This window comes from Marinomonas ostreistagni (genome assembly GCF_016461785.1).
GTDB classification, from domain to species: Bacteria; Pseudomonadota; Gammaproteobacteria; order Pseudomonadales; family Marinomonadaceae; genus Marinomonas; species Marinomonas ostreistagni_A.
In genome coordinates this window covers 43,354-55,842 of record NZ_JAEMUH010000011.1, presented here as the reverse complement: position 1 = coordinate 55,842, position 12,489 = coordinate 43,354, and the positions used below count along the sequence as shown (strand labels likewise).

12 protein-coding genes are annotated in these 12,489 nt (G+C 45.6%); 7 read left to right on the top strand and 5 right to left on the bottom strand.

Going from position 1 to position 12,489, the window contains the following annotated elements; all coding sequences use genetic code 11:
* Positions 1–37 precede the first annotated feature (37 nt).
* Positions 38–1,102 (bottom strand): A/G-specific adenine glycosylase, encoded by a 1,065-nt coding sequence (gene mutY / locus JHD44_RS12245; protein WP_199463031.1) that lies wholly within the window; start codon positions 1,100–1,102, stop codon positions 38–40.
* A gap of 9 nt (positions 1,103–1,111) precedes the next feature.
* Complete coding sequence (locus JHD44_RS12240; protein WP_199463030.1) at positions 1,112–3,319, bottom strand: AsmA family protein; 2,208 nt, start codon at positions 3,317–3,319, stop codon at positions 1,112–1,114.
* A 185-nt stretch (positions 3,320–3,504) separates the two neighbouring features.
* Here JHD44_RS12240 and hisB point away from each other — a divergent pair, with 185 nt between their 5' ends.
* The 3 genes from hisB to hisF are packed head-to-tail and all read left to right on the top strand — an operon-like array spanning position 3,505 to position 5,572.
* The gene (gene hisB / locus JHD44_RS12235) at positions 3,505–4,098 is read left to right on the top strand and encodes an imidazoleglycerol-phosphate dehydratase HisB (protein WP_199463029.1); all 594 of its coding nucleotides are present in this window, start codon (positions 3,505–3,507) and stop codon (positions 4,096–4,098) included.
* A 16-nt stretch (positions 4,099–4,114) separates the two neighbouring features.
* Positions 4,115–4,777 carry an imidazole glycerol phosphate synthase subunit HisH gene (gene hisH / locus JHD44_RS12230; RefSeq protein WP_199463028.1) on the top strand — a complete coding sequence of 221 codons (663 nt, stop codon included), beginning with the start codon at positions 4,115–4,117 and terminating at the stop codon, positions 4,775–4,777.
* 21 nt (positions 4,778–4,798) lie between these two features.
* Positions 4,799–5,572 carry an imidazole glycerol phosphate synthase subunit HisF gene (hisF, locus tag JHD44_RS12225; RefSeq protein WP_199463027.1) on the top strand — a complete coding sequence of 258 codons (774 nt, stop codon included), beginning with the start codon at positions 4,799–4,801 and terminating at the stop codon, positions 5,570–5,572.
* Positions 5,573–5,757: 185 nt separating this feature from the next.
* Here hisF and JHD44_RS12220 read toward each other — a convergent pair whose 3' ends face one another.
* Together JHD44_RS12220 and JHD44_RS12215 are read right to left on the bottom strand one after the other, a co-directional pair.
* Positions 5,758–6,339: an SCO family protein gene (locus tag JHD44_RS12220; RefSeq protein WP_133562063.1), complete on the bottom strand. Its 582-nt coding sequence runs from the start codon at positions 6,337–6,339 to the stop codon at positions 5,758–5,760.
* Between the two features lie 9 nt (positions 6,340–6,348).
* The gene (locus JHD44_RS12215) at positions 6,349–6,792 is read right to left on the bottom strand and encodes a hypothetical protein (protein ID WP_199463026.1); all 444 of its coding nucleotides are present in this window, start codon (positions 6,790–6,792) and stop codon (positions 6,349–6,351) included.
* 153 nt (positions 6,793–6,945) lie between these two features.
* Here JHD44_RS12215 and gshA point away from each other — a divergent pair, with 153 nt between their 5' ends.
* Positions 6,946–8,541 carry a glutamate--cysteine ligase gene (gene gshA / locus JHD44_RS12210; RefSeq protein WP_233402081.1) on the top strand — a complete coding sequence of 532 codons (1,596 nt, stop codon included), beginning with the start codon at positions 6,946–6,948 and terminating at the stop codon, positions 8,539–8,541.
* Between the two features lie 109 nt (positions 8,542–8,650).
* On the opposite strand, the gene yihA is transcribed toward gshA, so the two are convergent.
* Positions 8,651–9,289: a ribosome biogenesis GTP-binding protein YihA/YsxC gene (yihA, locus tag JHD44_RS12205; protein WP_199463025.1), complete on the bottom strand. Its 639-nt coding sequence runs from the start codon at positions 9,287–9,289 to the stop codon at positions 8,651–8,653.
* Between the two features lie 197 nt (positions 9,290–9,486).
* Here yihA and JHD44_RS12200 point away from each other — a divergent pair, with 197 nt between their 5' ends.
* From JHD44_RS12200 to JHD44_RS12190, 3 genes are all read left to right on the top strand, one after another.
* The gene (locus JHD44_RS12200) at positions 9,487–10,089 is read left to right on the top strand and encodes a c-type cytochrome (protein ID WP_199463024.1); all 603 of its coding nucleotides are present in this window, start codon (positions 9,487–9,489) and stop codon (positions 10,087–10,089) included.
* 175 nt (positions 10,090–10,264) lie between these two features.
* On the top strand, positions 10,265–10,894 hold the full coding sequence (locus JHD44_RS12195; protein WP_199463023.1) for a thiol:disulfide interchange protein DsbA/DsbL: 630 nt from the start codon (positions 10,265–10,267) through the stop codon (positions 10,892–10,894).
* Positions 10,895–10,914: 20 nt separating this feature from the next.
* Complete coding sequence (locus JHD44_RS12190) at positions 10,915–12,441, top strand: GGDEF domain-containing protein (RefSeq protein ID WP_199463022.1); 1,527 nt, start codon at positions 10,915–10,917, stop codon at positions 12,439–12,441.
* Positions 12,442–12,489 lie beyond the last annotated feature (48 nt).

Genomic DNA, 12,489 nt, shown 5'->3' with positions numbered 1-12,489 from the left:
TGATGTCTCTATTTAATTTGCATTGAATTAAGTTAAGCTAAATTAACTGGCGCATGCTTTGGTGAGTTTCCAGTATCGTCCTGACGGGCGCTGGCAGCCCGAGCGCCAAAGCTTGATCGCGAGAAAACCACTGATACTTACTTTGCTCTTGAATTGTAGTAGAAGCCGTTACCCAAAGTTCTGATGGCACGATATCTAAATGATAGTGGCTAAAGGTATGACGGAACGATGACAGACTGATGACATCCTTCACGCTTACCTTGAGCCGCTGCTCCGCTGCTTGAATAATGTCCTCGTCCTGAGCGACTTCCGGCAGGCTCCATAAACCACCCCAAATACCAGTAGCTGGGCGCTTCTCAAGCAATACTTGATCGTCTGCTAATAACACCAGCATCTGGGTCGTTTTTACAGGCTTCGCTGCTTTTTTCGGTTTAGATTTCGGGAAGTCTGTGGGCACGCCAGTTGCCAAGCCATCACAATCTTCCTGCAGGGGACATTCACCACAACGGGGTTTAGAACGAGTACAAAGCGTCGCTCCCAAGTCCATCATCGCTTGGGTATATTCACCGCAACGATCATCGGGCATGTAATGCTCAGCCAGTTCCCACATGGCGGCTTCCGTTTTACGTTCGCCAGGCCAAGTGGGCACTGCATGATAACGCGCCAATACACGCTTTACGTTGCCATCTAAAATCGCCAATGACTCGTTTCGAGAAATCGATAAGATCGCTGCTGCCGTTGAACGACCAATGCCTGGTAACTCGCATACACCCTCTTGGGTCATGGGAAACTCACCTTGCCAATCGTCCACTAGTTTTTGCGCCGCTTTGTGCATATTACGGGCGCGGGCGTAGTACCCAAGCCCACTCCAATGAGACAGCACTTCGTCTTGAGGTGCTTTGGCCAACGCGTACACATCAGGGAAGGATTCCATAAAACGCTCGTAATAGGGAATCACAGTAGTGACTTGGGTTTGCTGAAGCATGATTTCAGAAATCCAGACACGGTATGGGGTTTTATTTTGTTGCCAAGGAAGGTGTTTGCGCCCGTGCTGGTCAAACCACTCCAGCACTCTTGGCGCAAAGTTTTGTTTCGGAATCATCGACTACCGTTAATTAAAGAAGTTATTAAGTTTGTTCTTTAGCTTATCCTCAAGCTCTTGTTTTGCTTCCTGCTTTTTCTCATCCAATTTCTCTTGAGCACGCGCTTTTTCTGCGTCCAGTTTTTCTTGGGCGCGAGCTTTTTCTGCTTCAAGCTTAGCCTTCGCTTTGGCAATGTCTTCTGCTGCAAACGCTTTTACAAAGCCTTTCACATCTGGTCGACAAAGACTCGCTGCATCCTCAAAATAGTTGCCTTCACAAACAATCGGGAATTTAACATTGGCGATGCTTTCACTCACAGCACAGCTTTCATCCAGACCACTGCCAACCAGCGCCACGTACGTTTCATACTTCAGACTGTTTGTCGGTAGCGAGATAGTACCATCGCCCGTCACTCCTAGGGTCAGCGACTGCATGGTGAGTCCTGGTGTCGACACTTGACCATTGACGATTTTCGCTGGAATACGCATGGTTTCAAAAGGCGTATCGTCTTGGAATGAGTCGTCATTCAAAGATTCAGTACGAGCCAATGCAATGCCTTTACATACCATCTGGGTGTAGTTAGTACCGATCAAAGCACCGTCAGCAATGTTCACTAACAAGTCGCCATTCAAGTTGCTGATCAGGTCATCAATACGGTTACCTTTAGTGGTCAGATCACCACTTAGATTGGTCGCACCACGTATTTTCTCAAGCGCCATAAAGTCGTTAAGCAGCGGCAGAATTTGCACGCTATCAATGCTTGGTGACACGTTAATCCGAGGCGTTTTCCCCGTTACATCTAACAGGGCTTGCACAGTCGCTTGACCATCATAAAGACTCACTCGGGCTGGCGCGACGCGTACTTTACCATTGGCTTGGGTAGAGTCCAGCTCCAGTTTATCTAACTGTAGATTCTTTATTTTGATGTTATCAAACGCCACACCAATGTGGCCGTTTAATGAGCGTACCAATTCCACTGGAATCAGATCTTGCTCAGTGCCAGTCGACGCGTCCGCTGGCGCAGTGGCTTCTTCTGCATTTTGCTCAGGGTCTTTAATAGGTGGTAAATAGCGGTCTACATCTAAGTTTTTACCCGCTATGGCAATGTCCCAATTAAGTGGGTCAAGATTCACTAACGCATTGGCTTCTATGGCCGTGTCATCAAACATAATCGAGATTGGCTGCGCCTTAATTCGTTGTGCCGTGCCTTCCGCGACAATATTTAAGCTAGCTTTCTCAAGCACGGAATCGTCAGCCATCTCAGGTAGCGAAATCTTTAACTTCGACAGCACCGCTTTTGGTGAAAACTGCTCCACATCCACCACTGCATTAAACTCTGGAGCGCTAAGCACTTGGTAAGCATTCACTTGCCCTGTGATGTTCATGCCCAGTGTATTGATTGCCAGCCCTTCAATGGACGCGTTTTCTTGTGGCAAATCAAAATCCAGTTGTGCCACATTCAGTTTCATATCCAATGGTGATACTGGCAGAGTGGCTCCACTGACAGAGCCGTTAAGCGCTAGATTGGCCAATGAGACACTTTGACGCTCTGCAAAAAGAGTGAAGTCTGCACCGAAATCCACTTCTGCAGTCAAAGGATTAGAACCATCCAAGTTAGACTGCGTGATTTTAGCATCAAACTCCATCGGCCAAGACTCATCCAAGCGTACGTTTTTGAAGGTCACATTCGACACCACATCAGAGCGCATGCCAGTACGTTCATCTTCATAGATGATGTGTGCATTGACCAAAGCCAGTTCATCCAATGCGATCTCAGGCATGGTAAAACTACTGTCGCCACTGCTGTCAGCAGCGGTGTCACTTGAAGCGTCTGCTGTGCTGGTTCCAGCAGTTTCCACTTGCCAATTTGGATGGCCGTTTTTGTCGACTTTTAGGTTAGCGGTGAGGTTTTCAAGGCGTACCGTATCCACTTCAATTTTCTGTTGAAATAGAGGCATTAACTGAACGCCAAATTCTGCTTTAGAAAAGCTCATTAATTCAGGGTCATTACCTAGTGCGACACCAAAATTTTCAAGACTAAGCCCTACTCGCGGATAGATTGACCAATCAATATCGCCATCCATCCGTAACGTCATATTGGCTTTTTCTTTAGCGATGGTTTTCAGCTCATCTTTGAACTGATTCGGATCGACAAACACAAGTACATAGACAATGGCCGCCACGATCAGTACAACGAGCGCCGCCAGCAACAAACCTAAACGCTTAACCCAAACCATATTGATTCCCACCCTTGGTAATCGAGAATTTGATAACTTTTCAAATCATAGCATCTTAATTGTCTTTTTCGATCCACCTAATAGGTAGGAAAAGCATAGAAGCAAAGCCGTGCACGTTTTATAATAGCGTTCAAATCACATTCACTGGGTTGAAAACCTGATTTAAAAAGCGGAGAGTTCCCTACATGTCCAACCGGATTGCAACCGTCGAACGCAATACGCTTGAAACGCAAATTAAAGTCACTGTGAACCTTGATGGCACAGGTAAGTTTAACTGCGAAACTGGCGTTCCTTTTCTTGATCACATGCTAGATCAAGTTGCTCGTCATGGCCTTATAGACCTTGATATTCATGCTGTTGGCGACCTACATATCGACGCACACCATACGGTTGAAGATTTAGGGATTACCCTCGGTCAGGCCTTCGATAAAGCAGTGGGCGACAAGAAAGGCATTCGCCGTTACGGCCATGCTTATGTACCACTAGATGAAGCCCTTTCACGCGTAGTAATCGACTTCTCTGGTCGTCCAGGCCTTGAGATGCACGTCCCCTTCACTCGTGCTTCTGTTGGCGGTTTTGACGTTGATCTATTTTCAGAGTTTTTCCACGGTTTCATTAACCATGCAAAGGTAACTTTACACTTAGATAACCTGCGCGGAAAAAACACTCACCACCAAGCAGAAACGATTTTTAAAGCGTTCGGTCGTGCTTTACGTATGGCACTAGAATTGGATGAGCGTATGGCAGGCCAAATGCCATCGACTAAAGGCTGCTTGTAATAGGATCCACCTACTCATGAGTACACAAACAAAGTCTATTGTTGCTGTGATTGATTATGGCATGGGCAACCTTCACTCTGTTGCCAAAGCCCTTGAGCACGCAGCAGATGAAAATACTGAAATCGTTGTCACCAGCGACCCCGCCGTGATTGATGCGGCTGACCGTGTTTTGCTGCCTGGCGTTGGCGCGATTCGTGACTGTATCGCTGAAATGAAAGCACAAGGTCTGGTGCCAGCGATTCAAAAAGCCATGGCGGAAAAGCCCTTTATGGCGATCTGTGTTGGCATTCAATCTTTGATGGCACACAGTGAAGAAAACGGCGGCGTGGATTGTTTAAACCACTTTGATGGCAATGCTCTATTCTTTGGCAACAACCACAAAGACGTGGACGGTACGAAATTAAAAGTACCGCACATGGGCTGGAACCAAGTAACACAAACGATGAACCACCCTCTTTGGGAAGGCATCGAAAGCGGCGCGCGCTTCTACTTTGTACACAGCTACTATGTGGTAGCGGGTAACAAAGACGAAGTAGCAGGCACATGTAACTACGGCCATGACTTCTGTGTGGCACTGGCACGCGATAACGTATTTGCCGTGCAATTCCACCCTGAGAAGAGCCACAAAGACGGTTTGCAACTGTATAAAAACTTCATCCACTGGGATGGCAAGCCTTAGTCCACTGCATAGGAAAGTAAAATGGGATTAGCTAAACGTATTATTCCGTGCCTAGACGTGGACAATGGCCGCGTTGTTAAAGGTGTTCAATTCGTTGATATCCGTGATGCTGGCGACCCGGTTGAGGTTGCTAAGCGCTACAACGAGCAAGGCGCTGACGAGATCACGTTCTTGGACATCACGGCAAGCTCTGATGACCGCGAAACAACGGTACACATGGTAGAAGCCATTGCTGCTGAGGTATTTATTCCTCTGACAGTAGGTGGCGGTATCCGTACCTGCGAAGACATTCGTCGCATGCTAAACGCTGGCGCAGACAAAGTGGGCATCAATACCGCTGCGGTTTTTAATCCTGAGTTTGTTCGTGAAGCCGCAGAACGTTTTGGTTCACAATGTATCGTTGTGGCAATTGATGCGAAGAAAGTGAGCGCTGAAGGCGAGCCTGACAAATGGGAAATCTTTACCCATGGCGGTCGTAAGCCAACCGGTTTAGACGCGGTTGAATGGGCGAAGAAAATGGTTGATCTAGGCGCAGGTGAAATCCTGCTGACCAGTATGGACCGTGACGGTACTAAAAACGGCTTCGATCTTGGCGTAACACGCGCCATCAGTGAAGCGGTTCACGTGCCTGTCATCGCATCCGGTGGTGTAGGTAACCTACAACACTTAGTAGAGGGTGTTACTGAAGGTAAAGCTGACGCAGTATTGGCGGCGAGTATCTTCCACTTTGGCGAATACTCGATCCAAGAAGCGAAAGAAACCATGCAAGCTGCAGGTATTGAGATGCGCCTTTAAGCTTCAGCTTTCTACAAAAATGGCCGCATAATGCGGCCATTTTTATTTCTACTGTAGGACCGCGGTTTCCGCGGGAAATAGACTTTCCGTGCCAGCAAAAGCTTGTTCCTGCGCACAGCGCAGTCCTACAAAACTCGGTTTTAACAAATCGTAGGACCGCGGTTTCCGCGGGAAATAGACTTACCCTATAAAAGCTGCTTTTTAATGGCTTCGGCGATTTCTTCGGATTTCGAGTCGTGGTAAAGATATTGCTTAATCTCGTTATCTTTGCCAATCACGTATAGACGCGCACTGTGGCTGACTGTGTAGTTTTTCGCATCACCCTTTTCAATACGGTAGAACGCGCCATACTGACGTACCACCCGGTCAATCTCTTCTTTTGTGCCTGTTAGACCGACAAAGCTTGGATCAAAGAAGTGGACATACTCTTCTAGGTGATCTGGCGTGTCACGCTCAGGGTCAACACTGACAAATACTACTTGAACCTGTTGTTTCAGTTCTTCAGGTAGTTGTTTTAGACCGACTTTGACGTTGGCCAAGGTGAGCGGGCACACATCTGGACAGTGAGTGTAGCCAAAAAACAACAGTTTCAACTTGCCTTCGTAATCACTTAAGGAAGCTGCTCCCGTTGCCGAAGACAAAGTAAAGTCTCCACCTATTTTTCCTGGTGTTGGATTGGAGTCATTGCTTTTTTGGAAAGCTAATAAGGTTCCAACAACTGCCAGAATGGCCAACATAGCAAACAGCACTATGGGTTTTAGCTTCATAACGAAATCCTAAGGTTGCATGAGAGTAAATTGATAATGTAATGGCTCAACGTCAGCATCAGGCACAGAGATCGCTAATTGCCATGACATCGCTGAGGTAGTGCAAACGGGTATACGCAATTCACCTTGATAAAGACTCGTTTGAGCAACGCGTTCTAATTGGATTTGCGTTATCCCCATATACATTTCTTGTCCGGTCAATGTCGCATTAAAATACGGCACTTGCTGCTGCGCATTTTCAGGTAAACGAAAGCTCACCAGCAAGGGCTTATTTGCAACAATCGCAGATTCAAACATCAGTTCAATGTCGGCAATTTTATCGCAAGCCCCCGTATTCACGTCACATTGTATGGCATCTGAAGAAGCAGCGTCATCGACGGAGTACCAGCTGAAGGCAACCAAACCGGCCAAAAGAAAGGCAATGCTAAACAATTTGATTAATGGAGTATGCATACACCAAAAAGTTCCTTTGTATTTGACGGGCTATGATGCCACATAACGTCAATTCTGTAATCTTTGCGCAACTGTTCTGTGGTTTTCTTGCCGTGTGAAAGAAATGCCTTGTACAATCCAATCATCTTATCATTCGAATTAGGACAATTCCTCTTGTTGCGCAACATACATGACGCTCTGGCAAAACTTGACCAGAGCATGACTCAAAGTGGCGATCTGTCCGCTATCACTTTTCATCGAGGCGTAGAACGTGAAGCACTTCGCGTGTCACGACAGGATGGAAAAATCTCTCAGTTGCCACACCCTACTGCATTGGGGTCACCTCTTACACATTCTTCAATCACGACAGATTACTCTGAAGCATTGATGGAGTTTATTACTGGCGTTCATGACTCAGTAGAAGGTGTGATCAGCGAGCTACGAGATATTCATTTAATGACCAATCGCGTGCTGGACCAGCAAGACGAATGCCTATGGCCTGGTAGTATGCCTTGTGCTTTATCAAGCAACGCCGAAGTGCCAATTGCTTATTACGGTGAGTCAAATTCGGGCAAGCTTAAGCGGGTTTACCGAGAAGGCCTGTCTAATCGTTATGGCCGCATCATGCAGTGCATCGCAGGCATGCATTACAACTTTTCTTTCAGCGATAGCTTTTGGACATTTTTAGCAGATTATCGCGGCGTCGACATTAGCAGCGAAAAAGCATTAAAAGAGTTTAAGTCGCAACAGTACTTCGCGTTAATTCGAAACTTCCGCCGCAAGTCATGGGTGCTGTCTTTGCTATTTGGGGCCTCTCCTGCGATTGACTCCAGCTTTCTACCTCATAAACCAGAAAAGTTAACCACGCTAGGTGATCGGACTTGGGCGGGACTTAACGCCACATCACTACGAATGAGTGATATTGGCTATCAAAATAAAGCCCAAGACGGTTTATTCGTGTGTTACAACGAAGTTGATACCTATATCAACACGATCAAAGGGGCCCTAAAAACCCCTTATCCGGCTTATGAAAAGATTGGCGTAAAAGTAGACGGCGATTACAAACAACTGAGCCACAATATTCTGCAGATAGAGAACGAATACTACAGTGACATTCGCCCAAAACGAGTCACGCAATCCGGTGAACATCCTAGTGCAGCCTTACAAAAGCGTGGGGTTGAATACATCGAAGTCCGCATTATGGACCTTGATCCAACGTCACCGATTGGCATGAAGCCCGAAACATTATATTTCTTGGATACGTTTTTAATGTGTTGCATGCTACATGGAGACGACCGTCTTGGGATGGATGAGTGTCAGCAGCTACGTAAGACACAACAAGAAATTGCTACTCATGGCCGTGAGTTGGACACACCGTTTGATTTTGGTTTTGGTCCGATTCCACTACGCGATAAGGCGTCTGAGCTTCTATCTCACATGCACGAGATCGCCAAGTTCTTAAGTGATCAAACCGGAAATTCTGCCTACCTAGACAGCTTGGTGCATCAACAAAATAAGCTAGCCAATCTAGATACCTTACCGGCAGCACAAGTTTTACAACAGTGTGAGCAATACGGCAGCTACCAAGAAGCCATGCTGTCAATCGGTAAAGCTCAGCAGCAAGCATGGCTCGCACAAGAAGTGTCGCCAGAATTACAGCAGAAATTTAAACAATGGGCGGAACACTCCATCGCGGAACAAGCTAAAATCGAAAGCAGCGATCAAGTGGATTTTGATACCTTCCTAAAGCAGTACATGCAGCCGCAGTAAGGCACATTTGCACTCGTATTTAGCGATTAAAACGGCATAAAAAAAATGGCTTCCCTACCTTAGGTACGGAAGCCATTTTCATATTTAGGTAAAGCCTAAAATAGTGATGTTATAGATTCACAGGAATTTCTGTCGGGTTCTCAAGGTCCAACCACTCGGCAAGTTTCAGTCGCAATTCATCCACACCATCGTTATTAAGGCCTGAGAATGTCTGCGCCGATCCTTCTACACCCCGCTTTTTCATTTCCTGTCTAACCTTCAACATGGTTGATTTTGCTGGTCCACGTTTAAGCTTATCGGATTTGGTTAACAGTGCGTGTACCTTAACGCCATTGGCCGCTGCCCACTCCAACATCATGTCATCGAACTCTTTAAGTGGATGGCGAATATCCATGACCAACACCACGCCCACCAACGAGCGGCGGTTCATAAGGTAGTCCTGCATGTGTGCTTGCCAATTTTCTTTCATGGCAACAGGAACTTTAGCAAAGCCATAACCTGGTAAATCCACCAAGCGACGGTCTTCTACATTAAGTCCAAAGCAGTTGATTAACTGAGTGCGACCAGGGGTTTTTGAAGTACGTGCAAGTTTACGCTGGTTTGCCAGAGTATTAAGCGATGTAGATTTACCGGCGTTTGAACGGCCAGCAAAAGCCACCTCTAAACCTTGGTCTAAAGGACATTGAGAAAGCTTTTCCGCACTTTTAATAAAGTAAGCGGATTGAAATACGGAGTCGAATGGCGTCATAGATTGATATCAGTCAATGAGAAATTGTATCGCGTTATAAGTTTTTGCACAGTTGTATATAATGCGAGCCATTCTGCTTACTGGCTCAACGAGGCTGTGCCCGGTTCATACTGGTAAGCATAACAGAAATCGAAACATCTTGATGCCAGAAATAAGATGTTCAGTTACTTCAGTTTAAGCACATTCAGAGGCAGCGAATGAAAAAAGTTCTTATCGGTCTGTTAGTAACAGTTGGAGCAACATCCGTTGCGATTGCTGAAGGCAACCCTGATGCAGGAAAACCACTCACTGCGGTGTGTAGCGCCTGCCATGGAGCGGATGGTAACAGTTTAGCCCCAACTTGGCCCAAGCTTGCAGGACAAAACGAATCCTACTTACTCAAACAAATGTCTGATATCAAATCAGGGGCCCGCAATGTAGCGCAAATGACGGGGCTATTAGACGGCTTGTCAGATCAAAATATGGCAGACATTGCTGCCTATTTTGCAAGTCAGAATGTTATGGTCGGCCAAGCGGATGCAGAACTCGTTGAAGCAGGTAAAAGTTTATACCGTAATGGTAACCCTGCGACAGGTGTTCCAGCTTGCATGGCGTGTCATGGACCAGCAGGTAAAGGACTTAATTCTGCGAGCTTCCCGCAACTTAGCGGGCAACACGCAGACTACACTGCAACGCAGCTAAGAACTTTCCAATCTGGTGAACGTAATAACGACGCAGCTAAAATCATGCAAAACATTGCTTTCAAAATGAATGAGCGCGAAATCCAAGCGGTATCAAGCTACATTCAGGGCTTGTATTAATTAACGATACAAATGTTTGCTTTTAGTTGAAATAAAATCCTCCTTTTAGGGGGATTTTTGTTGTTTATTACATGTAAACTTATGCTGTAAATCGAACTTTATGTGTACTGAAGCATCCTACCTTTATCCATTCCCAGTGGGTGCACAGAAGTCATCACAATTTTAGGAGCATTAGATGAAAAAGCTTTTTACAGCCTTAATGGTCACGTTATTATTACCCTTCGCAAGTGCTTGGGCACAGGAATACAGCGATGGCAATGGCTACACTACAATCAAAAATCCAGTTCGTACCGCTAACCCAGATAAAGTCGAAGTCGTTGAAATTTTCTGGTATGGATGCCCGCACTGTTACAGTCTAGACCCAATTACTCAAGCTTGGAAAAAAACCATCGCTGATGATGTTGACTTCAAATACATGCCAGCGGTATTTGGTCGTAACTGGCTTGCTCATGCGAAAGCATTCCATGTTGCAGATATCCTTGGAGTCGAAGAAAAACTTCATGCAGATCTTTTCAACGCCATACACCAAGACCATAAGCCTATGAACAGCGAAGATGCATTGGCTGAATTCTTCACGAATTACGGCGTTTCAGAAGATGAATTTCGAAAACAATACAATTCTTTTGCTGTAAACAGCCGTCTTTCTCAAGCAGATGCTAAAATAAGAGCCTATGGTGCTCGTGGCGTCCCAGGATTGATCGTCAACGGTAAGTACTTAGTCACCGCTGCAACGGCAGGCGGCAATAATAACATTTACTCTGTGGTTGATTACTTGATCGAACAAGAACGCCAAGCAAAGCAGTAAGAATGATTTAGGATATATTCATGGCTCCAGCTCAGGACATAGTAATTGAAAGCTTATTAAAAGCGATTTCCCGAACCAGTATGTTGGCAGAGGGTAATGATCCAGAGCTGGATGCCACGCTGCAAAGCATTCGCGCTAATCTTGGTAAATCACAAGAGCCAGAAGTACTCCAGCAAACCTTGCAAACCTTAGAACCTCTGGTTTTAAAATACGATGAGGAGCGCCTAGCCCGAGCCCAAGTGTTTCGAGCACAACTTTTGCAACTTATTGATACAGTTGAAGAGTTACCGAGTACGCAATTTTCGGTACTGCTAAAAAAAGAATTAGAGACCGAGATACGAAGACACTGGCAGACCACATCTACATGGCCAGAACTTCTCAAAAAAGTGGTTCAAGCTGTCTCTGAAACCTTACAAAACCCGACAGCATCTCCCAAAAGCAAATCTTTGCTAGGACGTTTGTTTCGTCGAAAGTCTGGTGATGAAAAGCCGGCCAGTTCTCACTCTGAAATCATGTCTCATGTTAGTCATACACTGGCGGCACTATTAACCAACATTACTTTGCCGGATGTATACCGAGATCAACTCCTTGATATCCAAAAAGCGCTCACAGGTAACAGTGATTTAAACCATCTACCAGCTCTACTAGACGAAGTTATCAATCTGATAATGGTTGCCGTTGGCAAAACCCAAGAAGATTTAACCTCTTATCTAAGTCAGCTCAATCAGCAATTGGCAAGCATTAACGCTTCGATACTTACCAATTATAAAGCGCAAAAAAACATGTCCTCCAGCAGAAAGGACTTCAGTGATACATTTAAGCAGCATGTTGATAACACACAAACTGACGTTCGTAATGCAACGGATTTGAACTCTCTTAAAACGTTGATTGATGAGCGCATGCATACCATTACCGAAGCAATGGCAACATTCCAGGACAAGATGCATGCTCAAGAAAAGCAAGCAGCTCAATCCATTACTCAGCTTAAAAATAAAGTTAGTAGAATGGAGCAAGACGCCAACCAGTTACGCTCAAATATGCAGGATAAAATTGCCCAAGCCTTATCCGATGCCTTAACAGGCTTACCCAACCGGGCAGCTTATCAAGAGACAATCTTTCCCCTTCTGACATCCTCAGCGCAAACGGGTAGCCCTTTGTGTATCGCCATTTGTGATGTCGATCATTTCAAAAAAATCAATGATACTTGGGGCCACTTAGCGGGTGATAAAGTTCTTAAGCTGATCCCAAAACAGATGCACAGCGTCCTAAAGAAAGAGCATTTAATGTTCCGGTATGGTGGTGAAGAGTTTCTGATTGTCTTCCCAATGACCTCATTGGATCAGGCATTCGATTACTGCCAAAAAGTTCGCGAAATTGTAGCGAAAACACCTTTTAATATGAGTGGCGACCCTGTTTCCGTCACCATATCCATTGGTGTTAGTATTTTTAATGGCAAAGAGTCTCATGACGAACTCTTTGCTCGTACGGATAAGCTTTTATACCAAGCAAAAGAAAAAGGGCGAAATACTGTTATTCGAGATAATTAGTTGGCTTTATCGTGCAACCTATGACCGGACACGGTTACAATACCAAAC